This window comes from Mycobacterium sp., assembly GCF_004298145.1.
Lineage (GTDB): Bacteria > Actinomycetota > Actinomycetes > Mycobacteriales > Mycobacteriaceae > Mycobacterium.
Genome location: NZ_SCRH01000013.1, coordinates 13,066 through 35,395 on the forward strand (window position 1 = coordinate 13,066; position 22,330 = coordinate 35,395).

Annotated in this window: 21 protein-coding genes, 1 tRNA gene, 1 other RNA gene and 1 pseudogene; 10 read left to right on the forward strand and 14 right to left on the reverse strand. The window is 68.1% G+C overall.

Going from position 1 to position 22,330, the window contains the following annotated elements:
- Window positions 1-2 precede the first annotated feature (2 nt).
- From EPN51_RS04525 to ffs, 3 genes are all read right to left on the reverse strand, one after another.
- Window positions 3-1,856, reverse strand: coding sequence for a DNA polymerase III subunits gamma/tau (locus EPN51_RS04525; protein WP_293037754.1), 1,854 nt, complete (start codon window positions 1,854-1,856; stop codon window positions 3-5).
- Between the two features lie 105 nt (window positions 1,857-1,961).
- Window positions 1,962-3,245, reverse strand: a complete 1,284-nt coding sequence (locus tag EPN51_RS04530; protein WP_293038133.1) for an aminotransferase class I/II-fold pyridoxal phosphate-dependent enzyme — start codon at window positions 3,243-3,245, stop codon at window positions 1,962-1,964.
- Window positions 3,246-3,330: 85 nt separating this feature from the next.
- Window positions 3,331-3,425: signal recognition particle sRNA small type (gene ffs, locus EPN51_RS04535), an RNA gene on the reverse strand.
- Between the two features lie 65 nt (window positions 3,426-3,490).
- Here ffs and EPN51_RS04540 point away from each other — a divergent pair.
- Window positions 3,491-3,579, forward strand: a tRNA-Ser gene (locus tag EPN51_RS04540).
- A 90-nt stretch (window positions 3,580-3,669) separates the two neighbouring features.
- A complete protein-coding gene (locus tag EPN51_RS04545; RefSeq protein ID WP_293037757.1) occupies window positions 3,670-4,521 on the forward strand; it encodes a hypothetical protein in 852 nt (283 codons plus the stop codon).
- A 9-nt stretch (window positions 4,522-4,530) separates the two neighbouring features.
- On the opposite strand, the gene EPN51_RS04550 is transcribed toward EPN51_RS04545, so the two are convergent.
- From EPN51_RS04550 to pdhA, 7 genes and pseudogenes are all read right to left on the reverse strand, one after another.
- The gene (locus tag EPN51_RS04550; RefSeq protein ID WP_293037759.1) at window positions 4,531-4,911 is read right to left on the reverse strand and encodes a hypothetical protein; all 381 of its coding nucleotides are present in this window, start codon (window positions 4,909-4,911) and stop codon (window positions 4,531-4,533) included.
- Between the two features lie 161 nt (window positions 4,912-5,072).
- Entirely contained in the window at window positions 5,073-5,612 is a 540-nt protein-coding gene (locus tag EPN51_RS04555; protein WP_293037761.1) for an NTP transferase domain-containing protein, read from the reverse strand.
- Window positions 5,609-5,883, reverse strand: a pseudogene (locus EPN51_RS04560) (XshC-Cox1 family protein); the annotation flags it as partial. The pseudogene EPN51_RS04560 and the gene EPN51_RS04555, both read right to left, overlap by 4 nt.
- Window positions 5,884-5,903: 20 nt before the next feature.
- A complete protein-coding gene (gene lpdA / locus EPN51_RS04565; RefSeq protein WP_293037762.1) occupies window positions 5,904-7,292 on the reverse strand; it encodes a dihydrolipoyl dehydrogenase in 1,389 nt (462 codons plus the stop codon).
- Window positions 7,292-8,491, reverse strand: coding sequence for a dihydrolipoamide acetyltransferase family protein (locus EPN51_RS04570; RefSeq protein ID WP_293037764.1), 1,200 nt, complete (start codon window positions 8,489-8,491; stop codon window positions 7,292-7,294). Before EPN51_RS04570 ends, lpdA begins: the two co-directional genes overlap by 1 nt.
- A gap of 389 nt (window positions 8,492-8,880) precedes the next feature.
- Complete coding sequence (locus EPN51_RS04575; RefSeq protein ID WP_293037766.1) at window positions 8,881-9,888, reverse strand: alpha-ketoacid dehydrogenase subunit beta; 1,008 nt, start codon at window positions 9,886-9,888, stop codon at window positions 8,881-8,883.
- 5 nt (window positions 9,889-9,893) lie between these two features.
- A complete protein-coding gene (pdhA, locus tag EPN51_RS04580; RefSeq protein ID WP_293037769.1) occupies window positions 9,894-11,009 on the reverse strand; it encodes a pyruvate dehydrogenase (acetyl-transferring) E1 component subunit alpha in 1,116 nt (371 codons plus the stop codon).
- A 157-nt stretch (window positions 11,010-11,166) separates the two neighbouring features.
- Between pdhA and EPN51_RS04585 the strand changes: the two genes are divergently transcribed.
- Window positions 11,167-11,640, forward strand: coding sequence for an Lrp/AsnC family transcriptional regulator (locus EPN51_RS04585; RefSeq protein WP_293037771.1), 474 nt, complete (start codon window positions 11,167-11,169; stop codon window positions 11,638-11,640).
- Window positions 11,641-11,651: 11 nt separating this feature from the next.
- On the opposite strand, the gene EPN51_RS04590 is transcribed toward EPN51_RS04585, so the two are convergent.
- From EPN51_RS04590 to EPN51_RS04605, 4 genes are read right to left on the reverse strand one after another with little or no spacing between them, the layout of a single operon-like run.
- Entirely contained in the window at window positions 11,652-12,719 is a 1,068-nt protein-coding gene (locus tag EPN51_RS04590) for a Glu/Leu/Phe/Val dehydrogenase family protein (protein WP_293037774.1), read from the reverse strand.
- Between the two features lie 42 nt (window positions 12,720-12,761).
- Window positions 12,762-14,015: an XdhC/CoxI family protein gene (locus EPN51_RS04595; RefSeq protein WP_293037776.1), complete on the reverse strand. Its 1,254-nt coding sequence runs from the start codon at window positions 14,013-14,015 to the stop codon at window positions 12,762-12,764.
- Window positions 14,006-15,247, reverse strand: coding sequence for an amidohydrolase family protein (locus tag EPN51_RS04600; protein ID WP_293037779.1), 1,242 nt, complete (start codon window positions 15,245-15,247; stop codon window positions 14,006-14,008). Before EPN51_RS04600 ends, EPN51_RS04595 begins: the two co-directional genes overlap by 10 nt.
- Window positions 15,244-15,873: a TetR/AcrR family transcriptional regulator gene (locus EPN51_RS04605; protein WP_293037781.1), complete on the reverse strand. Its 630-nt coding sequence runs from the start codon at window positions 15,871-15,873 to the stop codon at window positions 15,244-15,246. The genes EPN51_RS04600 and EPN51_RS04605 overlap by 4 nt, the downstream gene beginning before the upstream one ends.
- Window positions 15,874-15,996: 123 nt before the next feature.
- Between EPN51_RS04605 and EPN51_RS04610 the strand changes: the two genes are divergently transcribed.
- Genes EPN51_RS04610 through EPN51_RS04640 form a run of 7 tightly spaced genes read left to right on the forward strand, consistent with a single transcriptional unit; the run spans window position 15,997 to window position 22,327 of the window.
- Entirely contained in the window at window positions 15,997-16,983 is a 987-nt protein-coding gene (locus EPN51_RS04610; protein ID WP_293037784.1) for an LLM class flavin-dependent oxidoreductase, read from the forward strand.
- 20 nt (window positions 16,984-17,003) lie between these two features.
- Window positions 17,004-17,438: a nuclear transport factor 2 family protein gene (locus EPN51_RS04615; RefSeq protein ID WP_293037787.1), complete on the forward strand. Its 435-nt coding sequence runs from the start codon at window positions 17,004-17,006 to the stop codon at window positions 17,436-17,438.
- A gap of 20 nt (window positions 17,439-17,458) precedes the next feature.
- Window positions 17,459-18,235, forward strand: coding sequence for an alpha/beta fold hydrolase (locus EPN51_RS04620; RefSeq protein WP_293037789.1), 777 nt, complete (start codon window positions 17,459-17,461; stop codon window positions 18,233-18,235).
- A gap of 9 nt (window positions 18,236-18,244) precedes the next feature.
- Window positions 18,245-19,108, forward strand: coding sequence for an FAD binding domain-containing protein (locus tag EPN51_RS04625; RefSeq protein ID WP_293037791.1), 864 nt, complete (start codon window positions 18,245-18,247; stop codon window positions 19,106-19,108).
- The gene (locus EPN51_RS04630; protein WP_293037794.1) at window positions 19,105-19,590 is read left to right on the forward strand and encodes a (2Fe-2S)-binding protein; all 486 of its coding nucleotides are present in this window, start codon (window positions 19,105-19,107) and stop codon (window positions 19,588-19,590) included. The genes EPN51_RS04625 and EPN51_RS04630 overlap by 4 nt, the downstream gene beginning before the upstream one ends.
- Entirely contained in the window at window positions 19,587-21,944 is a 2,358-nt protein-coding gene (locus EPN51_RS04635) for a xanthine dehydrogenase family protein molybdopterin-binding subunit (RefSeq protein ID WP_293037798.1), read from the forward strand. The genes EPN51_RS04630 and EPN51_RS04635 overlap by 4 nt, the downstream gene beginning before the upstream one ends.
- A complete protein-coding gene (locus EPN51_RS04640; RefSeq protein ID WP_293037801.1) occupies window positions 21,941-22,327 on the forward strand; it encodes an SCP2 sterol-binding domain-containing protein in 387 nt (128 codons plus the stop codon). The genes EPN51_RS04635 and EPN51_RS04640 overlap by 4 nt, the downstream gene beginning before the upstream one ends.
- The last annotated feature ends 3 nt before the right edge of the window (window positions 22,328-22,330 follow it).

The following is a 22,330-nucleotide window of genomic DNA, read 5'->3' on the forward strand; positions in this document are numbered from 1 at the left end:
AATTAGCCGTTGTCGATGCGGCGGGCGCCCAGCTCGTTCTGAAGCAGTTCGAGCGCAACCTCTTCCGGATCGCGGCGCGGCGCCGACGGCTCGTCGCGGACCGCTTCGGCAAGCATGTGTTCTTCCTCGGCCCGCCGGGCGGAATCCGGTTCGGGGGCAAGATCTTCCGGCTTGGGGGTCAGCGGGCCGGCCGCGGCGGGTGCCGACGCGCCGGCCTCACACCGCACCCGCCAGTTGACTCCCAGCGCGTCTTTGAGCGCTTCGGCGATGACGTCGGCGTTGCGCTGTTCGCAGAGCCGCTTGGCCAGCGGAGCCGACTCATGGCTCAGCACCAACGTGTTGTCCTCGATCGCCCGGACGGTCGCGCCGGCCAGCATCACCTCGGTGGTGCGGCTGCGCTGACGCACTTTGTCCCGCACCGTCGACCACATGCTTCGGACCGCGGCAGCGTTGAGTTCACCAGGGGCAGAGGGCGATTCGGATGCGGGCGCAGCGGTGGGTTCGGGAGCGGGAACCGGTGGGGCCGGAGCGGGCTCGGGTTCGGGCTTGGGTTGGGGTTCGGGCTTCGGATCGGGCTTGGCGGCAGGTGCCGCGGACGGCCGGGTGAACCGGACCGGCCGGTCGACGGGCTCGGCCGGTCCGGGCGCGCCGCGAGGTGCGCTCGCGGTGGTTTCGGAGCCGGGAATGGACATGTCCAGCCGGGTCTCGATCCGCTCGACGCGTTGCAGCAGCGCGGATTCGGTGTCGCTGGCCGAGGGCAGCAGCAGCCTCGCACACACGACCTCGAGCAGCAGGCGCGGCGCCGTCGCACCCCGCATCTCCCCGAGCCCCGCTTGCACCACCTCGGCGTACCGGGTCAGGGTCGCCGTCCCGATCCGGGTCGACTGGTCGCGCATCCGCTCCAGCACGTCCTCCGGGGCGTCCACCACGCCGCGGCTGGCCGCGTCCGGGACGGCCTGCAGCAGGATCAGGTCGCGAAACCGCTCGAGCAGATCGGTGGCGAAGCGCCGTGGGTCGTGGCCCGCATCGATCACCGACTCCACCGCACCGAACAGCGCCGCGGCATCCGCGGCGGCCAGGGCATCCACGGCGTCGTCGATCAATGCCAGGTCGGTGGCTCCCAGCAGGCCCAGTGCCCGCTGGTAGGTCACGTGGGCGCCTGCTGGACCAGCTTCAGAACCCGCGACCAGTTGGTCCAGCACCGACAGAGTGTCACGGGGCGAACCGCCGCCGGCGCGGATCACCAGCGGGTAGACCGCGTCGTCGACGACGACGCCCTCTTGCTCACAGATCCGCCCGATCAAGGCCCGCATGGTCTTCGGCGGCAACAGCCGGAACGGATAGTGATGCGTGCGCGACCGGATCGTCGGCAGCACCTTCTCCGGTTCGGTGGTGGCGAAGATGAAGATGAGGTGCTCGGGGGGTTCCTCCACGATTTTGAGGAGTGCATTGAACCCTGCGGTGGTCACCATGTGCGCCTCGTCGACGATGAACACCCGGTAGCGCGACTGCGCCGGCGCGTAGAAGGCGCGGTCCCGCAGCTCGCGGGTGTCGTCGACACCGCCGTGGCTGGCGGCGTCGAGCTCGACCACGTCGATGCTGCCGGGCGCGTTGGGCGCCAGCGCCACGCACGAGTCGCAGACTCCGCAGGGAGTGGCCGTCGGTCCTGCAGCGCAGTTCAGCGACCGGGCCAAGATGCGCGCCGAGGAGGTCTTTCCGCAGCCGCGTGGACCCGAGAACAGGTAGGCGTGGTTGATCCGGCCCGCTTCCAGCGCGATCGACAGCGGCTCGGTGACATGCTCCTGCCCCACCACTTCGGCGAAGGTTGCCGGACGGTACTTGCGGTAGAGAGCCACGGTCAGCAGGCTACCGGCGCCGGGTGACGAGAACCCGCCGGGCGTCGAGCGTGAACGTAGGGCGGGATTTCGATTTTTCGCCCTCCGCGCACACCCGACGCGGGCTCACACTCGATCGCGAGCCAGCAGCGACTCCGAAGCCGCCAGCAGTGCGCAGGTGGCCAGGCCGTCGACCGCGTCGCGCAGATCCGGCAGCGACGGGAAGGTGGGGGCGATTCGGATGTTCGTGTCGTTCGGATCTTTCCGGTACGGGAACGACGCACCCGCCTCGGTCACCGCGATGCCGGCGTCCTTGGCCAGCGCGACGGTCCGCTTGGCCGTGCCGGACAAGACGTCGAGGCTGATGAAGTAGCCGCCCTTGGGATCGGTCCACGAGGCGATCTTGGAATCGCTCAACCGCTGATCCAGGATCTCGGCCGCCAGCGCGAACTTCGGCGCCAGGATCTGCTGGTGGCGCAGCATGTGCAGGCGCACGCCGTCGGCGTCACGGAAGAAGCGCAGGTGCCGCAGCTGGTTGATCTTGTCCGGTCCGATCGACTTCTTCCCCGCGTATTGCAGATACCAGGCGATGTTGCCCAGCGATCCGCCCAGGAAACTCACGCCGGCGCCGGCGAACGTGATCTTGGAGGTCGACGCGAACACATACGGCCGGTTGGGGTTGCCGGCCGCGGCCGCCAGGCCGAGCACGTCGACCTGCCGGACGAAGTCGTGCGTCAGGGTGTGCACCGCGTACGCGTTGTCCCAGAACAGCCGGAAGTCGGGGGCCGCGGTCCGCATCTGGACGAGCCGCAGCACCGTCTCCCACGAGTAGGTGACCCCGGTGGGGTTGCCGAACACCGGCACGGTCCACATGCCCTTGATGGCGGGGTCCGCGGCGACCAGTTCCTCGATCAGGCCGATATCCGGACCGTCGGACAGCGTCGGGACGGGGATCATCTCGATGCCCATCGTCTCGGTAATGGCGAAGTGCCGGTCGTAGCCGGGGACAGGGCACAAGAACTTGACGCCGGGCTCGTCCTTCCAGGGCCGATGCGAATCCACGCCGCCGTACAGCATCGAGAAGGCGACGAGATCGTGCATCAGTTCCAGGCTGGAGTTGTTTCCCGCGATCAGGTTCTGCACCGGGATGCCGAGCAACTCTCCGAAGATGGCGCGCAGCTCCGGCAGGCCGTGCAGGCCGCCGTAGTTGCGGGTGTCGGTGCCCTCGCTGTCGCGGTAGTCATCGCCGGGCAGGCTCAGCAGCTGGTTGGACAGGTCGAGCTGGGCGGGGGCCGGTTTGCCGCGGGTCAGATCCAGGGTCAGCTTCTTGGCCTGCAGGCCCGCGTAATCCTGCTGGTGGCGAGTGTGTGCGGCGGCAAGCTCGGCAGGGCTGACGGACTCCAGCGACACCATGGACCCTTTCGCTATCGAAAGCGCGAGAGGTGGCGATCGCGAGCGCGGCGGAGCCGGGCGCGGCGGGTCGGCACCCGTTTAACCTAGGGGACCCCGCGCACCCGACAGAGCCCATTGACCCTTGCTGCCTTCCGGCCCTGGGGGAGTTCACAGGATAGACGCCGCGCGGGGTCCACCGAGAGTCTAATACCTGAGCCGGAGCAACTGGCGGCCGCCGCCTGACCCTCGGCTACCATGGCCACGGAGGATTCGCCTAGTGGCCTATGGCGCTCGCCTGGAACGCGGGTTGGGTTAACAGCCCTCGCGGGTTCAAATCCCGCATCCTCCGCCATCGGTCCGCCCGGCGGACACGCACAAAGCGGTTTGGAATCGAGTTGGTCGCCTTTAGGCTGGCTTGAGCCAACCCAGCATGAGGAGGCTTATGGGGCGCAAGGTCGCCATCCCGTGGCACGCGTCATTTTCGATCGCTGCCGGCGTCCTCTACTTCTTTTTCGTGTTGCCCCGCTGGCCTGAGCTGATGGGTGACACCACGCATTCGTTGGGGACGGCGCTGCGCATCGTGGCGGGTGCGCTCGTCGCGCTCGCGGCGCTGCCCGTGGTGTTCACCCTGCTGCGGACCCGCAAGCCGGAACTGGGCACACCGCAATTGGCGCTGTCGCTCCGGGTCGCCTCGATTGTGGCCCATGTGCTGGCTGGCGTGCTGATCATCGGGACGGCGATCAGCGAGATCTGGCTGAGCCTGGACGCCGCCGGACCATGGTTGTTCGGGATTTACGGGGCGGCCGCGGCGATCGCGTTGCTCGGCTTCTTCGCCTTCTATCTCTCCTTTGTCGCCGAGTTGCCACCACCGCCGCCCAAACCGATCAAGGCGAAAAAACCCAAGGACGCCAAGAGACGGGGCATTCGCCGCAAGAGGGGCGCGGAGGCCGACGCGGAAGACGCGGAAGACGCCACCGACGAAGACGAAGACGAGCCCGCCGAGACGGACGGAGCCCTGGAAGCGGACGCCGTCGAAGCGGCAGAAACCGAGGAGCCCGACACCACGGAAGCCGCCGAGGCGGCCGACGAGTCCGCCGGGACCGAGGCGGCCGACGGGTCCGCCGGGACCGAGGCAGCGCCGGTAGCCGACACCGCCGAGGCGACCGAGGAGAGCGAAGAGCCGCGGGCCAAGTTGCAAAACCGGCGCCCGACGGGCAAGGGATCGCATCGGATGCGGCGCACCCGGGCCGGCGTGGCCTTAGACGAATCCGACGAATCCGCCGACGAGGACTAGCGAGCGCAATCAGCGGCGCGCCACCGCGAGGACCACGGGAATGGCCGTGTTCTCGTCGGTGTGATAACTCGCGCAGACTCGGTGGTAGCCGTCGGCGATCTGCAACGGAACGCCGGTCATGAAGTCGCCGCGCACCAGCAGGATGGGCGACAGCGGTAAGCCCTTCTCGATCTTGGTCAGGTCGGCGGCAACGTGGGGATTGTCCACCGGCAGCAGGCTCAACTGCGCCGCCCGCAGAATGTCTTTGGCCATCTTGTGCGTGACGGTTCCGGCCTTCAGCTTCTTGATCACCTTCTGCACCGTCTGCGCGTCCGCAAGCATGGTGAGGTAGTTCGCCGCCGCCGGAAAGTCATGGGCCGCCGGCTTTTCCAGCCACTTCACGCTGAGCATCGCATGCCTCCCTGAGCGTCTTGGCGTTGCCGCAGACCAGCATATTTCGGATGCTTCACGGATAACCGCAATTGTCGATGAAACGGTTCCCGCTCACGGAGAAACGCACGGCGTGTCGTGCTCCTGGCGCCCAGGCGTTCCACGTCGGACGCGACGGCGGACTACGGTTCGTCGATGTCGGCCCCGCTGGCGAGGTCGCTGCAGTCCACGTTCTCGACATCGTCGCGGGTGCGCAGGTAGGCGCCGGCACCCGCGTCCCCCGACATCGCGTCCAGTACGCGGGGCCAGTGCCGGCGTGCGATCACGACGGGGTGGCCCGGCCGTTCATCGAACCAGGCTCGGCCCAGTCCTTCGCGGGAGGCCAACGCGCGCCGCAGGACTCGGGCGACAACCGCCGCCCCGACGTCGGGGGTGTCGATGAGGTGCAGCACGGCGTAGTCGGCGTCCATGCGCTCCGCCTGAGCCAGCCCGGTGCGCACCGAGGCGCTCAGCCCTTCATCCCAGTCCGCCGCGGTAACCGTAACCACACCGGGTGGAGCCGGGACCTCCGCGGCGCCGAGCACGAGCACGACGGCATCGCACCCGCCGTCGCGCAGTGCTCGCAAAGCGATCCGGAGCCACTCGTCCCTCAGCACCTTGGGCTTTCCATAGCGTCGCCCGGCGCCGGCGGCCAGCAGCACTCCAACGATACGGGGGCTCATGGTGTCATGTTGTCCCGAATGCGGCCGTCAGCCTCGGCCCGCAGGACGCCCGGCCACCGCGGCGGCGGCGCGGCGATGTCCGCGGTGATCGACACGGCTGTTGCCTCCAAAGCATCCGGGCACCGAGATCCAGGCCGATCTGCGCCTCGGTCAACCCCGCTGCGCGCAACCGCCGCAACGGGTCGTCGTGCGTGCGGCGCGAAGCCCTCGCGCCCGCCCGGCCGACCGTGGGCAAGCCTAAGGCCCGCCGCGCCGGCACGTCGACCTCCGGGTGTCGATCACGCCGCGGGTTCACATGTGTGCATGTAGCGGCGAGCCGGCCAATGCCAGCACCGCTTCGCCCAGCGCCTCGTTCTGGGTGGGATGGGCGTGGACAAACGGTGCGACGTCGGTGGGCAGCGCCTCCCAGCCAACCATCAGCTGGGCCTCCCCGATCAGCTCGCCGACGCGATCGCCCACCAGGTGAACACCGACCACCGGGCCGCCACCGTCGGCTCGTCCGCGGCGAATTACCTTGACTCCGCCCGCGGTTCGTAGGATCTGGCTCTTCGCGTTGCCGCCGAGGTCGTAGACGATCGCCGTGATGTCGCCATACTGATCGCGCGCCGACGATTCGGTGAGTCCCACCGAAGCGACCTGCGGGTGGGCGTACGTTACCCGTGGAATCAGCGGGTCCGCCGGCAGTACCGGGTCCCGGCCGGCGATCTGTTCGGCAACGTAAATGCCGTGCGCGAAGCCACGGTGGGCCAGTTGTGCCCCGGCCACGAGATCGCCGACCGCGTAGACGCCGCCGTGGCTGGTCGTGAGTCGGCGATCGACCGTCACAAACCCACGGTCCGTGGCGATTCCGGCCTCGGCGAAGCCGGCCGATCTGGGTTCGCGGCCGACGGCGACCAGCAACACGTCGGCCTTCATCGCCTCACCGCCGGCCAATTCCACGGCAACCCCGGCGCCGTTCTGCCGGGCCGCGGTCACGGTCGCGCCGGTCTTGACCGTGATACCCCGGCGACGCAGCGCCCGTTCGAGTGTCGCCGACGTCCAGTCGTCTTCGCCGGGCAACAGCCTGGGCATGGCTTCCAGCAATGTCACCTCGGCGCCGTACGACGCCCACATGCTGGCGAACTCGACGCCGATCACACCGCCGCCGAGCACGATCGCGGTCCGCGGGATCTCGGGCAGCTGCAGGGCGTGATCGCTGGACATGATCCGGCCACCGATCGGGATGTTCGCGATGGCTCGGGAGGCGGAACCGGTCGCCAGGACCAACGCCCCGCCGGTGTAGGGGTTTCCGTCCACGACGACGGTGCGGTTTCCGACATAGCGGCCGGCACCCTGGATGACCGCTATACCGCGGCCGGCGATCAACCCGTTCAGTCCGGTGTGCAACCGGTCCACCACCGACTGCTTGTAGGCGTGCACGGCCGCCATGTCGATGGCGGTCAGGGTTGCGCGCACGCCGAAACGTTCGGCCGCGCGCGTCACGTCGGCGACCTCGGCCGCATGCAGCAGCGCTTTGGTGGGAATGCAGCCGCGGTGCAGACACGTGCCGCCAACCTTGTCCGCCTCGATCAGGGTCACGGAGCGACCCAGTTGACCTGCCCGCAGCGCGCAGGCGTAGCCGGCCGAGCCGCCGCCGAGGATCAGCACGTCGCTGTGCCGGGCCGGCCGGGAATCACCCATCACAACCGCGCCAACGCCGCGATCGGGTTCTCGATGAAATCGGCGAACAGTCGCAGGAATCCGCCGGCGGTAGCGCCGTCACACACCCGGTGATCGAAGCTCAGCGAAACTTGCGTCATTGTGCGCACGGTCAATTCGCCGTCGACCACCCATGGCCGGTCGATGATTCGGCCGATACCCAGGATCGCCGCTTCGGGGTGGTTGATGATCGGTGTGGACCCGTCGACACCGAAGACGCCGTAGTTGTTCAGCGTGAACGTTCCCCCGGTGAGCCGGGCGGGTGGGAGCTCGTCGTCGCGGGCCAATGTCGTTGTCGCGGTCAATATGTCGGATAGGGCAAGAAGGTCGAGCGTGTCGGCGTTCTTGATCACCGGGACCACCAGCCCGCGCGGGGTTTGGGCCGCGATTCCCAGGTTGACGTGTTGGTAGCGGACGAATTCCGAACGTGCGGTGTCGACCGACGAATTGAGGTCGGGGAACTGCCGGAGTGCGGCGACGGTGAACCGGGCCAGCAGCGCCAGCAGGCTGACCTTGCGGCCCGCGACCTCCTGGACGGATCGTCGGGCGTCGAGCAGTGCGGTGGCGTCGACGTCGACCCAGGTGGTCGCATCGGGAATCTCGCGACGGCTGGTGAGGAGTTTCTCCGCAATTACCTTGCGTATTCCGGTGATTGGGGTGCGTTGTTCGTCTTGCGTGCTGGTTGCGGTCCGGGTCAGGGCGTGTTCGACGTCTGCGCGAGTGATCACGCCGTCCCCTCCGGTGGGCGGCAGGAGGGTGAGGTCAACACCGTTGTCGCGGGCGAGTTTGCGGACCACCGGCGAGATCACCTTGGTCGTGGCGGCCGCTGGAGCGATCGGCTGCTGCACGGGTGTTCGACGGCGACGACGAGGATCTGGTTCACGAGTGCCGTACCCGATCAGCACATTTCCCGAGCCCGCCCCCTCCTCGGTGCGTTCGTCGGCGCTGCCAACAGTGATCAACGGGGCGCCCACGGCCAGGGTTGAACCCACCCCGCCGTGCAGTTCAATCACCGTGCCCGCGAACGGGACCGGAACCTCGACTGCCGCCTTGGCGGTTTCGACCTCGACGACCACCTGGTCGACGGTCACGGTGTCGCCAACCTGCACTCGCCAGTCCGCGATGACGGCCTCCGCGAGGCCCTCACCGAGGTCGGGCAGCACGAATGTCCGGTCGGTCATGAGGGCACCGTCTTTGTTGCGGGTCTCGCCTGCGGTTCGCGGATCGGACTTGGCGGGAACCGAAGTGGCTCATCCCCATCCGGTAGGCTGCCCGCGCCGGGCGTGGCAGGTGAAATCTCTCGCAACCGGCCCACACCAGCTGCCGCCGACCGAGGGTTATCGAATACCCGGCTCGCCGTGGCCCCGGGGCGGTTGCGGGGTCGATGCCGGCGGCACCGCGCGGCGCCCAGGGCATGCCCGACGGTGACGAGCGCCGGTATGAGCAGCGGGAACAAGATCAGCAAAAGCATCACGGACAGGGTTCCGATAGCACTGAGCACGGATTCACTCCTCTTGTTCGGTATCCATATCACGTTGACGGGCAATGCTTCTCACTCGACGACGTGCCGTCATGAGTGGGCCGGAGCCCATCGGGTGTCGACGCGGTCGTCCCATTGCAGCCGGCCGAGTGCGTCGAGAATCCGGTCGCAGCAGGGCAGGTGCAACGCCTCGAATTTGGGTGCCGGGTAAGGGATGTCGAATCCGCAGACGCGCAGCACCGGCGCCTGCAGGTGATGGAAGCAGCGCTCCTGAACCCGGGCCGCGATCTCGGCCCCCACCCCGGCGAATCCCTGGGCCTCGTGCACCACCATGCATCGACCGGTCTTTCGCACCGATGCCGCGACGGTCTCGTCGTCGAAAGGGACGATCGACCGCAGGTCGATTACTTCGACGTCGCGCCCGTCGTCGGCGGCGGCGGCCGCCGCCTGCAACGCGGGATCGACCGCGGGCCCGTACGCGATCATCGTGGCGTCGCGTCCCGGCCGGAGGATTCGCGCTCTCCCGATCGGGGCGCCGCGCTCGAGGTCGACGTCGTCGCGGGAAAAATATTGGCGTTTGGGTTCGAGGAACACCACCGGATCCGGGTCGTCGATCGCGTGCCGCAGCAGACTGTAGGCGTCCGCGACCGACGCCGGCGCAACGACTTTGAGGCCCGGGGTGTGCGCGTAGTACGCCTCGCTGGAATCGCAATGATGCTCGACCCCGCCGATACCGCCGGCGAACGGTATCCGGATCACCATCGGCGCCGACAGCGCACCTTTGGTGCGGTTCCTGAGCTTGGCGACGTGGGACACGATCTGCTCGAACGCCGGGTAGGCGAAGGCGTCGAACTGCATCTCCACCACCGGGCGAAAACCCGCCATCGCCATGCCGATGGCGAACCCGATGATTCCCGATTCCGCCAGCGGGGTATCGAAACACCGATCCCTGCCGAACGTTTTGGCGAGGCCGTCGGTGACCCGGAAGACCCCACCCAGGTCGCCGACGTCCTCGCCGAACACCAAGACGGATTCGTCTTGCTCGAGTGCGTCGCGGAGCGCGGTGTTGAGAGCCTGCGCCATGGTGATCACGGTCATCCTTGTCAGGCCTCCCGGGCCTCGGCGGCTAATTCCGCTCGCAGCTGCGATTGTTGTTCGCGCAGTTGACTGGTCGGTTCGGCGAAGACGTAACGGAAAAGGTCGTCGGCATCAGTCGGCCGATCGGCGTTGATCCCGGCTCGCAGCGCCGCGGCGCGGTCTTCGGCTTCGGCGGCGACGGCACTGACATGGGCGTCGTCAATGAGGTCTTCGGCGCGCAGGTAGGTCTCGAGCCGGGCGACGGGGTCCCTCGCGCGCCAGTGCGCGACTTCGTCGTTGGTCCGGTACCGGGTTGGATCATCGGCGTTGGTATGACCCTCGACCCGGTAGGTATGGGCTTCGACGATGACGGGGCCCTTGCTGTCCAGCACATAGCTGCGCGCTTCGTCCATCACCGCCAGCATCGCGACCGGATCGTTGCCGTCGACCTGCTCGCTGCCGATGCCATATCCGATACCTTTGTGCGCCAACGACGGGGCAGCCGTCTGCCGCGACAACGGCACGCTGATCGCAAAACCGTTGTTCTGCACCAAGAAAATCACCGGCGCACCGAAAACCGCCGCGAAGTTCAGTGCTTCGTGAAAGTCGCCTTCGCTGGTCGCACCGTCGCCGCACAGCGCCAGCACCACCGCGTCGACGCCTTTGCGGGTCTGGGCATGCGCCAGCCCGGCCGCGTGAAGAAGCTGGGTCGCCAACGGCGTGCACTGCGGTGCGGTGCGGTGGCGAGCCGGGTCGTAGCCGCAGTGCCAATCGCCCGCCACCATGGTGAGGATCTCGACCGGATCCACACCCCGGGTGACCAATGCCATCGAATCGCGGTACGTCGGGAACATCCAATCCGTGGCCCGCAGCGACATCCCGGCAGCGACCTGACAGGCTTCCTGTCCTCGTGCGGACGGATACACCGCCAACCGGCCCTGCTTGGTCAGCGCCGTCGCCTGTTCGTCAAAACGACGCCCCAGAACCATGTTTCGGTACATGTCGACCAGTCGTTGACCGGACGGACGGGGGTACCTCGCAGCGCTGTCGGTCAGCTGACCCGTCGGGTCGAGGTACTGCACGGGAGCGTCGGCCGGAAGAAAATTCGCGTACGCCGTGCCAACCTGCTCAACCACCGCCACAACTGCCTCCCAATTTGACTACCTGCGCTCCAATGGTCGGCGTTCATGGCCATTAATGCATCAAGGCCGCGGTACTTGAGGATGTATTGGCCTAGCCAGGAGGATTCATATGCATACTGTTCATACCCCCGATCGAACGAGGCGAGGCGGCGAACACATGGACGACGACACGACAGCAGCTCTGCAACTCGACGATGTCGATCGGCGGCTGATCCGGGAATTGGTCAAAGACGGCCGGGTGTCGATGCTGGAGTTGGCCAAGCGGGCGCACATCTCTCGCACCCATGTGTACGCGCGGATCGAACGGCTCGAACAGCGGGGGATCATCGAGGGCTTCACCGCGCGAATCAACCTGGAAAGAGCGGGCTTTGCGACGTCGGCGCTGATCGCGTTGTCCATTCAACAGGACGCCTGGCGCGGCTTGTCGGCACAGTTGAAGACACTGCGGTTCGTCGAACGGTTCACTCTGGTGGGCGGCGACTTCGACGTTCTCGTCGTGGTCCGCGCCCCCGACAATGCGACGCTGCGCACGGTGGTGCTGGAACGGCTGCACGGCATGGCCGGCATCCGCGCGACCCGCACCTGGTTGGTGTTCGAGGAGTGGAATGGCCTGCCGGCCGACTGGTTTTGAACAGCGCCACGTCAAGCCGGAATCGCCGCGCCCACGGCCTTCATCCGGCGGCGGGCCAGTATCCGGGCGGCGGCGTCGGTGGTGATGTCCTCGGCCTCACTGATCGCGTAAACCTCGATGACGGTATCGCCGATTCGTCTGGTGTGCTCGGCGACAGTGTCGTCGCCCCACCCGAGCACTTCGCGGCCGACAAGGTGGAACGCGCCGCCGGCATTGGCGACGAAGTCGGGCGCGTACAGAATGCCGCGTTCGCGCAGAATGGCACCGGCCTGCTCATGAGCAAGAATGTTGTTGGCCGCCCCGACGATCGCGGACGTGCTCAGCCGCGCGGCGGTCGCGCTGTCGATGACGCCGCCCATCGCGCACGGGGCGAAGATATCGCAGCGGGTGGTCGAGACGTCTTCGGGTTCGACGACCGTGCACCCGAATTGACGGGCCCAGCTGAGACGCGCAAGGTCGGTGTCGGAGACCAACAATCGGGCGCCGGCCTCCGACGCGAAAGCGGCCAGTTGGCCGCCGACCGCGCCCAGCCCCTGGATCAGAATGGTCAGTCCGTCGAGCGCTCCGAGGCCGGCATGTACGGCGGTAGCCCGCATGGCTTCGAACACCCCGAGCGCGGTGTTGACGGCGCTGGAGCCGGCGCCGCCGCGATCCGCCGAGCGGCCGAAGACGAATTCGGTTGTCTCGTTGAGGATGTCCATGTCGGCGGAGTTGGTGTTGACGTCGGGTCCAGTCCAGTAGGTGCCGTTGAGCCGGTCGATGTTCTCGGCATGCAGTTCCAGGATCCGCTGCCAGGCCGGCGGCTCGATGTCTTTGCGTGGCGACGGAAGCACGATCACGGATTTCCCACCGCCCATGGGAAGGCCGCTCACCGCCATCTTCAACGTCATTGCCCCGGCGAGTTTCCCGGCATCGTCCAGGGCGCCGGACAGCGACGAATACTGCGCCGCCCGGGTGCCGCCGGCCGCCTGCCCCAGCCGCGTCGAGTCCACCCGGATGACAAACGATGCCCCGGTCTCGGGGTCGTGCCGGGTCACCGTCAATTCCCCGTCCCAGCGCAACACATCGTCCAAACCCATGATGAAGCCCTTCCGACCGGTAACCCTATCCGTCTACAGAACCTAGGTATTCGACGGTGGGCTTGCATCTGAGCCCGCGAAAATGGCGACAGATTGTCCGCATCCGCGGGATCGGAGCGCATCATGTTCAGTCGGCCGAGCCATGACCCGATCTCGGAGGGCATGTTGCGTGGATCCCGCAGACGGGTGAATGGGCGCGTCGGTCCCGGTCAGCCGGCCTCCGTTGCCGCCACCGCGATCCGCGATGATCTCCGCGGCGATCGAGACCGCCGTCTCCTCGGGCGTGATCGCCCCGAGTTGAAGACCGATGGGCGCCCGCAGCCGGCCGAGTTCCCGTTCGGTCAACCCGATTTCACGCAGCCGTGCCGCACGGTCAGCATGGGTCCGCCGGGAACCGATCGCGCCGACGTACGCCGGTCGCTCCCTCCAGCCCTCGTCACGCAGGGCGAGTTCGAGCAGGGGGACATCGAATTTCGGGTCATGGGTCAACACCACCAATACGGTGCGGCCATCAACGCGACCGGCGTCACGCTCCGCCCTGAGGTAACGGTGTGGCCACTGCACCACGATGTCGTCGGCATCGGGAAACCTTGTCGGCGTGGCGAATACCGCTCTCGGATCGCAGACGGTGACGTGGTAGCCCAGAAACGCGCCGATTCCCGCGGTGGCCGCGGCGAAGTCGATCGCCCCGAAGACGATCATCCGGGCCTGCGCGCGATGCGCGGACACGAAGATCTCGAGTTCGTCGTCGATACCACCGCCTGTTGGGCGGTAGCGCAGCACCGCCGGGCCACCGGCGCTCCGTGTTCCGCGCACGGCCCGCGTCACCTCCGCGTCGGCGCGAGCTGAGCCCAGCGACCCGCTGGTCGAACAGGATCGGACGATCAGCCGCCGGCCCACCAGGGCCGGATCCCCCGCCCGGATGGTGGTTGCGACAACCATCAGCTCCCGTTTCGGGCCGACCACGTCGCCGAACTCCGGATAGCTGTTGCGGTGGATCCGCTCGATGAAGACCTCGAGCGTGCCGCCACAGGTAAGGCCCGCTTCAAAGGCGTTGTCGGCCAAGCCGAAACGCTGCAGAACCGGTACTCCGTCGGTGAGCACCTGGAGCGCCAGTTCATACACCGCCGATTCGACGCATCCGCCCGACACGCTGCCGGTGACCGAACCGTCCTCGGCGACAACCATCATCGACCCGGGCGGCCGCGGCGCCGAATCCCACGTTCGAACCACGGTCGCCGCCGCGACCGCTTCGTCGCGCAGCCACCGCCGGCGAATCTCCTCCCTCACACCCACTGCGCAATCCGCGTGGAGATCTTGTCGACATGGATGGTGCCGCGGTGAATCACCGCCCGTACCCGCTCGGACAAACCGCGCACGGCGATGTCGGTGCCGTCCAACAGCACGAGGTCCGCTCGCTTGCCGGGCGCCAACTCACCGATCTGGTCACCGGCACCGAGCAGTTCGGCCGCCGACGTTGTCGCCGCGCGCAGCGCATCGCCCGGCGAGAGGCCCTGGTCATGCATCAGTTCGAGCTCGGCGAGGTTGTGCCCGTGCGGCGCGATCCCGGCATCGGTTCCCATCGCGATGCGGACACCGGCGGCATGCGCGAGCCTCAGCGATTCGTCGTGTGCCTCGACCATATCGGCCACCTTCGCCCGCGTGGTCGCGGTGATGCCGGCGCCGGTCCGCGCCAGGCGCAACAGGGCCCGCGGTGCGGATAGTGTTGGCACCAGCCAGGTTCCGTGGTCCACCATCATCGCGACCGCTTCCTCGTCGAGATAGACGCCGTGCTCGATGGAACGAACACCGCACCGCACAGCATTCTTGACACCATCGGTGCCCTGCGCGTGCGCCATGACGTGGACCCGCGCGGCTCGTGCCTCAACCATCATCACCGCAAGTTCGTCGGAGGCGAGATGCGCGCGGCGGGGGTCACTGCGCGGGCTGACGACCCCACCCGTGGTGGCGACCTTGATGACGTCGGCGCCGGCGCGGATCAGTTCCCGGACCTTGCGGCGCATCTCGTCGACGCCGTCGACGATTGTCGACGGGCAGCCGGGGTACGGCGGCCACAGGGCGTGCACGCACTCGCCCGATGGCATCCATTCGTCGGCGTGGCCGCCGGTCTGGCTGAGCATACCGATCGCGATGTGCATGTCGGGGCCGTCGATCAGCCCGGTGGCCACCGCCTGTTTGACGCCGAGGTCCGCGCCGGCGGCATCCCGGACGGTGGTCACTCCGGCGTGCAGGGTCAACCGCAGGTTGCGGACGGCCTGAAAGAACCTGAGCGAGAACGGACTTTGGATCAGCCGCAGCACGTCGACATCGTCGAGCGTGACATGGACGTGGCAGTCGATAAAACCCGGTACCACCAGGTGCCCGGTGGCATCCAGCGCGGTGTCGCCGTCCAGGCCCGGCCCCACCTCGACGATCCGTTCACCGTCGATGACCACATCGGCGGGGGCCGCCGTTCCGGAGACCGGATCGAAGACGCTCCCCCCGTGGACGAGCAGCCGTGGGCTCATGGGCCCTCCGCCGATTGCCGGTAGAGCGTGTTGATCCAGATGGTGGCCAGCGCGTCGGTCGCCGCGGCCGGGTCGGCGAACGGTCGCTGCCCGAACGACGCCAGCAGGTAGCGCTCGTTCATCCACGTCAGGGCGCGTGCCACCTCGCCGGGCTGCGCAATCTGGCTGCGGCCCCCCGCAATGTCCGCTTGGATCCGGCGCGCGGTCGCCGTGACGAGACCTTCGGCCAGAGCGGAATACAGCTCGCTGATCTCCGGGTCGTATCTCGCGGTATCCGAGATCGCCTGGATGAGCCGGCCATGTTCGACGAATATCTCGGTCAGGTCGGCCAGGCTGCGCCGAAGATCGGCGGCCGGGTCATCGTGATCGGCCATCCACTCGTCGGCGACATGACCCAACTCCAGACCGACGTCGTCCAGCATCGCCATCAGCAGATGCTGACGATCCTCGAAATGCCGGTAAAAGGCGGTCCGGGCGACCTCGGCCGCGGAGGTGATGTCGTCGAGCGAAATCTCGGCCCAGGGCTGGTTCTCCAGCAGGCGATGGGCGGCGTCGAGCAGCCGTCGCCGGGCATTGCGACGGTGTTCGCGCCGGCGCGCCTGCAGATCGCTTTGTCGCGTCGTCACGTCGCCAAGTCTGGCACGTTGAGACTCCATGTACAACCACAACATTGACACCGTGTCACAGATGGCGTTACGGTGGCCGCGCCGATGATCCAATCGGCAGGTCGAGCGACGAGGGGTCGGACCGTGCGAGTCAGTTTGTCGTTTACCGGGTTCGGCTCGATCCTTGCCGACCTGCCGGCCGTCCGGGCCGCCGACGAAAACGGCTTCGACGGTCTGTGGTACGCCGAACACATCTGCGCGCACGACGCGGTGGTGCCCGCGACCGTGTACCTGCGGGAGACCGAGCGGCTCGAAGTCGTCCTGATGGGGATCAGCGCCGCCGGACGTCACCCCGGCGTGGCCGCGATGGAGCTGGCGTCGCTGGCCGAAATCGCGCCGGGCCGGGTCCGGGCGGCGATCGGGACCGGGGTGCCGGACATGATCGCCACGCTCGGCAAGTCGATCGACAAGCCGATCGCGTCGACGATCGCGCTGCATCGTGCGCTCAAGAGCGCGCTGGCCGGCGGCGAGCTGACCGCCGAATTCCCCGGGTTCCGATTCGAGCGATACACGTTGAACCCGGTGTCCGCGCCGCCCGCGCTGGACATCATGGCCGTGCGCCCGCGGATGGTGGAAACTGCCGCCCGCTATGCGGACGGCGTCTGCCTGAGCGCCGGCTCATCGCGCAAGTACCTGGCCGAGACCGTGGAACGGGTGGAGGCGACGCTCACCGACGCCGGCCGCCCGCGTGAGGGCTTCCGAATTTCCGCTGTGGTCACCGCATTCATCACCGACGACGTGCAGACGGCCCGCATTCAGGTGGCGGAGCTGCTGTCGGCGTTTGATCCCGGCACCACCGAATACCTTGCCGCCGGGGCGATCCCGGACGGGGCGCTGGTCGAGGCATTCGCCAGGGGTGGTCCCGTCGAGGCCGCCAGGGTCCTCACCCCCGAGGTCGTCGATGCGGTGGCGATGGTGTGCCCGCCCGAAGCCGTCGGCGATTCGTTGGCGGCCTACGCCGAGACCGGCATCGACGAGATCGCGATCGTGCCGTTCGCGCCCCCCGACCAGTTGCCCGAACTCATTACGCACATCGGTGAATGCCGTCCGCTGCTCGCCGCCCGACCCTGATCGAAGAACGGAACACGCCCATGACCGAAACCCTGATCGACGGCGACGCACGGGAGATCATGCGCTTGCATCGCGAATTCGTCGACGCCAACGGTCCGCTCGACTCGAGCTATCTGCGTCGACGCGTGACCGCGATACCCGACGAACTGGTCTGGTACAACCTCAACGGCGCGGTCTACGTCGGACAGGATCACATTGCGCAGCTGTGGGACATGCTGTCGTCGGCCATGGGGGGCGAGGCGATCACCGCGGAACTCCGGGACGAGCGCGTCGAGGTGGTCGGTGATGTCGCCTGGGTGACCTACCTCAACCACTACCAGGCCGACTTCGGCGAGCTGGGCAACTACAACGCCGGCATGCGCAGCACCGAGATCTGGCGGCGCCGTCAAGGCAACTGGGAGCTGGTGCACGCGCACTTCTCCGCCCATGCGCCCACTGCGACCGGTGACCGGTAGCGACCATGGAGCGATTCTCGGTGTCCGGCCCGGTCGGTCTGCTCGCGGGGGTGCGACGAACATCGGACGGACCGGGAACTCCCGTCGTCTTCGTCCACAACATCAACGGCGCCGCCGCACAGTGGTCCCCGGTGATGGAGGCGCTCACCGACCGCACCACGGTGGCCGTCGACCTACGGGGACAAGGGTTTTCCGACCCGGGTGGAACCTACGGCGCCGCGGATTACGCCGCGGACGTCGCGGCGGTCATGGACGGTCTCGCTGTGGCGCGCGCCCATCTGGTGGGCGCCTCTTTCGGTGGCAGCGCGTGCGTCGCACTCGCGGCCGCCCAGCCGGCGCGAGTCGCGTCGGTGACGGTGATCGGTGGTGCGCTGCGGGTCGCCGATGTGGACAGCGCCGCTGTCGTCGCCGAGTTACGCCGGCTCGGCCCGACGCCGTTCTTCGAGAAGTTCGCCGCGCTGAGCTTCGCGCCCGGTACCGACGACGCGCTGCTCGCCGACTCGGTCCGCTGGGCGGTCCGCAACGACAGCACCACGGTGGAGCACATCATCGACGGCGCATTCTCAGCCGACATCTCCGCGGCCGCAAGCCAAGTAGACGCACCGGCTCTGGTACTGACCGGCGAACACGATCAAACATGCCCCCCGGTGCTCGGGGCCGAATTCGCGGCGGCACTCGGTACCGGGTGCCGCGTGCTGGCCGGGCGCGGGCACCTGGCCCACCTCGAGGATCCGATGCTCGTCGCCGGGCTGATCGACGAACACCTGCGGCACATCGACAGCGTGCCGATCCACTGAGGCTTTGCGATGCATCCGGCTCCATTCGACTACCTGGCGGCTGCTTCAGTCGACGACGCCTGCGCTGCCCTACGTGAAGATCCCTGCGGTACCCGGGTTCTCGCCGGTGGACAGAGCCTGATGCCACGGATGGTCCGCAGGCTGGAGCGGCCCCGCCGGCTGGTCGATATCACCCGGATCGCCGAACTACGCGATCTGCACGCCACTGCCGGCGGATTGCGTATCGGCGCCGCCGTCACCCAACACACCACCGAGTTCTCTTCCGCAATCGCCGGTTTCCACGTTCTCGCGCAAGCGCTTCCCCGCGTGGGCAAAGTGACCACACGCAACCGGGGCACGGTATGCGGCAGCATCGCCCACGCCAACCCGGCGGCCGAACTCGGTGTCTGTCTGCTCGCCCTCGGGGGTGAGGTCACCGCCGTCTCATCGAAGGGCTTCCGGCAGATCGCAGAACAGGATTTCTTCCGGGCGCCGCATCGAACCGACCTGCGACCCGGCGAGTTGGTGCACAGCGTCAGGTTTCATCGGCCGAAGCCCGAATCCGTGGGGTATTTCGACGAAGTCACGCTGCGCGGTGCCGGCGACACGCCACTGATCAGTGCCGCCGTCACCGGCAGCGTCGTCGATGGCCAGGCCACCGGCGTGCGCATCGTGGTCGGCGGCGCCGGCCAGGTACCGGTGCTGGCAGATCCGGCGAGCACCGGCGGGCTGTCCGGGCGATTCGACGACGACGCGATCGAGCATGCCGCCCATGCCTTTTCGGCGGGCCTCTCCTTCGCCGGCGACGCGCACGGCTCCGCGGACCATCGCCGTCGGCTCGCCGTGCGCATTGTCGCCCGGCTGTTGCGTCGGCTACGGAAGGACCTGGGGTGACCATCGAGCTACGGGTGAACGGTCGCCCGATCCGCGCGGATGTGCCCGCGCGGATGTCGCTGGCCGACTTCCTGCGCGAGCGCCTCGGCCTGACGGGCACCCACATCGGCTGTGGTCAAGGGCTGTGCGGCAGCTGCAACGTGTTACTCGATTCCCGGTCCGCGCGAGCGTGTTTGACGCTGGCGGTGCAGGCCGACGGGTCGGATGTCGTCACGATCGAGGGCCTGAGCCACTCGGCGGAGCCCTCCGCGGTCCAGGACTGCCTGATCCGGCACCGTGCGCTGCAGTGCGGCTTCTGCACCCCCGGATTCGTGGTGTTGATCGAAGAGCTGCTGGCCGAGGTCGACGCGGGCGCCCGACCCACGCCGGCGGAGCTGCGGGATCGGTTGGCCGCGTCGCTATGTCGCTGTACGGGTTACGCGCCGATCGTGGCGGCCGCGGAGGAACTCGTCGCCGCCAAGATTGTCGAGCAGAGCCGATGAGCGCGGCACGGCAGGTCGGTGCGGGCCCGCCGGGGCTGCACCTACGGCGGTTGGCGGCCGGCGGCGGGCGCTATCTGGCCGACGAATTCGCCGCCGGCGAGCTGCATTTGGTGGTGGTCCGCTCCCGCGAACCGCACGCCCGCATCACGGTGGACCCGCGGCGGGCTCGTGCCGCGCCCGGCGTTCACGCGGTGCTGGTCGGCGCGGACGTTCGCGGTGTCACCGCGCCGATGGGGATGATGTGGAATGCGCAGATCCAAGCCTACGCCCCCACCTGGTGCCTGGCGACGGACAAGGTCCGTTACGTCGGTGAGCCGATCGCCGCCGTCGTCGCCGACGACGCGTATCAGGCCGAGGACGCCGCCGAACTCGTCGACGTTCACTACGAACGGCTGCCCGCGGTGGTCGACGCGCATCCGGACAGCCAACCGCTGCTGTACGAGGACTGGCCGGACAACGTGTTCGGCCGCAACCGTTTCGAGGCGGGGGATACCGCCGCCGCGCTCGGCGACGCCGCCGTGGTCGTCAGCGGCCGCTACACGAACAGCCGCGTCGCGGGATTGTCGTTGGAGGCCCGCGGCGTACGGGCCGGCTGGGATATCACCGGCGAGTCGGTCACGGTGTGGAGCTCCACGCAATCGCCGCATCAGGTCCGCGGCTCACTGAGTGCGACGCTGCGGGTCCCGGTCAGCCGCGTCCGCGTGCTGTGCCCGGATGTCGGCGGCGCGTTCGGCAACAAGGCGTGCGCCTACATCGAGGAGACTCTGGTGGCCTTCGCGGCCCGCGCCGTGCGCCGGCCGGTCCGCTGGATCGAGAGCCGGTCCGAGGCGTTCGTCGCCACGGTGCACGGTCGCGGCACGGTCGTCGACCTCGAACTGGGATTCACCGCCGACGGAGCGATATCGGGGCTGCGGGCCAATGTCCTGCTCGACTGCGGCGCGACGCCGTACATGGTGGGCTGTGGGACCGGGATGGTCACCGCCGCCACGGTGCTCGGTCCCTACCGGATTCCCGACGCGCTGTCCGAGCTGGTGGCCGTGGTGACGAACAAGACACCGATCGGCGCCTACCGCGGATTCGGCATGCCCGAAGCGACGTTCGCCATCGAGCGCGCGATGGACGAGGGCGCGCGGCGGCTCGGCATCGATCCGATCGAGATCCGCCGGCGCAACCTGCTCCGCCCCGACGAGCTGCCGTATTGGACCGCGGCGATGATGTGTTTGGACAGCGGACGCTACAGCGAACTGCTGGATCTTGTTGCCGCGCAGATCGACTGGCCCCGGACGCGGCGAGAGGCCGCCGAAGCCCGCGAGGGCGGGCGCCTCGTCGGCGTCGGTGTCGCATGCTACCTGGAGGCCACCAATTTCGGCCCGTCGTTGACCGCGGCGATGATGGGGATCAACAGCCCCGGACATGACCGGGCCGTCGTCCGGATGGACGAGTCGGGCTTGGTCACGGTGTTGACCGGCCAGATTCCGATGGGTCAGGGACTCGAGACGGTCCTGGCGCAGGTCGCCGCCGACGAGCTCGGGGTGCCCCTGGAGTCGGTGTCGGTGATCTGCGGGGATACGTTGGCTTGCCCGTATACCGGCTACGGCAGCGGCGGCAGCCGGGGCGCCGGCGTCGCCGGTTCGGCGGTGATGATGGCGTCGCGCCGGCTGCGAGAGCGGATGCGCGGCATCGCCGCCCACCTGCTGGAGGCCGCCGATCCCGGCGCGGTGCGCGACGTGGAGGGTGGCTTCACCGACGAATCCGGCTGCACAGTAACGGTTTCCGCGGTCGCCGAATCGGCCTATCAGGCTCGGGACCTTCCACCCGAGACCGAACCCGGGCTGGAGTCCTCGTATACCTACGATCCGCAGGCGTTCGCGTTCGCCTACGGCGCGGTCGCCGCTGTGGTGGAGATCGACCGCGACACCGGGGCGGTGTCGGTGCAGCGCCTGGTGTTCGGGCACGACTGCGGGGTGCAACTCAACCCGGCCAACGTCGCCGGGCAGATCATCGGCGGCGCCGCCCAGGGACTCGGCGCGGCGCTGTATGAGCAGCTGCCGTACACCGCCGACGGGCAGCCGGTGGTCGAGTCGCTGTGGGACTACTTTCCGCCGCTGCCGGCCAACATGCCCGCAGTCGAGCTGGTCCACCTACAGACACCATCGCCGTTCTCGCTCAACGGCGCCAAGGGCTGCGGAGAGAGCGGCGCGATCCCGCTGCCCGCGGTGCTGGCCAACGCCATCCGCGATGCGCTGGACGCGGAGAGCAGCGAGGTCGTCGACACCATTCCGATCACCGCGGAACGCTTGCTGGCCGTGCTCGATCGAGAGAACAGCACCACTCAACCGAGGGAGACAGTATGAAGTACGCATCGCAGGAATGGCTGGATCGGCAGCGCGAGCTGCAGCAGGCGTTCGGCCGGCGGCCCGGCGCGTCGGCGCGGGTGCAGTATCGCCTCACTCACGCTCCCGACGGTGCTGACATCCGCTATTTCGCCGACGTGCAGGATGGCCGCATCGTCGACCAGCGGATCGGCGACGACCCCGCTGCCGACGGCACCATGTCGGCGTCGTACGCCGATTCCGTCGCGATGCTGCGCGGCGAGCTGGCGCCGAATGCCGCGTTCATGGAGGGCCGGGTCAAGCTGTCCGGCAATGTCGCGAAACTGGCGGCGCTGATGCCGATCACGCAGACCACCGAATACCGCAATCATTACGCGCAGCTCGTCGAGGAAACCGACTTCTGACCG

Coding starts and splice junctions, on each gene's coding strand:
- EPN51_RS04545 (WP_293037757.1), top strand. CDS start 3,670: ATGGGGCGCAAGGTCGCCATCCCGTGGCACGCGTCATTTTCGATCGCT.
- EPN51_RS04550 (WP_293037759.1), bottom strand. CDS start 4,911: ATGCTCAGCGTGAAGTGGCTGGAAAAGCCGGCGGCCCATGACTTTCCG.
- EPN51_RS04555 (WP_293037761.1), bottom strand. CDS start 5,612: ATGAGCCCCCGTATCGTTGGAGTGCTGCTGGCCGCCGGCGCCGGGCGA.
- lpdA (WP_293037762.1), bottom strand. CDS start 7,292: ATGGGTGATTCCCGGCCGGCCCGGCACAGCGACGTGCTGATCCTCGGC.
- EPN51_RS04570 (WP_293037764.1), bottom strand. CDS start 8,491: ATGACCGACCGGACATTCGTGCTGCCCGACCTCGGTGAGGGCCTCGCG.
- EPN51_RS04575 (WP_293037766.1), bottom strand. CDS start 9,888: ATGACCGTGATCACCATGGCGCAGGCTCTCAACACCGCGCTCCGCGAC.
- EPN51_RS04585 (WP_293037771.1), top strand. CDS start 11,167: ATGGACGACGACACGACAGCAGCTCTGCAACTCGACGATGTCGATCGG.
- EPN51_RS04590 (WP_293037774.1), bottom strand. CDS start 12,719: ATGGGTTTGGACGATGTGTTGCGCTGGGACGGGGAATTGACGGTGACC.
- EPN51_RS04600 (WP_293037779.1), bottom strand. CDS start 15,247: ATGAGCCCACGGCTGCTCGTCCACGGGGGGAGCGTCTTCGATCCGGTC.
- EPN51_RS04615 (WP_293037787.1), top strand. CDS start 17,004: ATGACCGAAACCCTGATCGACGGCGACGCACGGGAGATCATGCGCTTG.
- EPN51_RS04625 (WP_293037791.1), top strand. CDS start 18,245: ATGCATCCGGCTCCATTCGACTACCTGGCGGCTGCTTCAGTCGACGAC.
- EPN51_RS04635 (WP_293037798.1), top strand. CDS start 19,587: ATGAGCGCGGCACGGCAGGTCGGTGCGGGCCCGCCGGGGCTGCACCTA.
- EPN51_RS04640 (WP_293037801.1), top strand. CDS start 21,941: ATGAAGTACGCATCGCAGGAATGGCTGGATCGGCAGCGCGAGCTGCAG.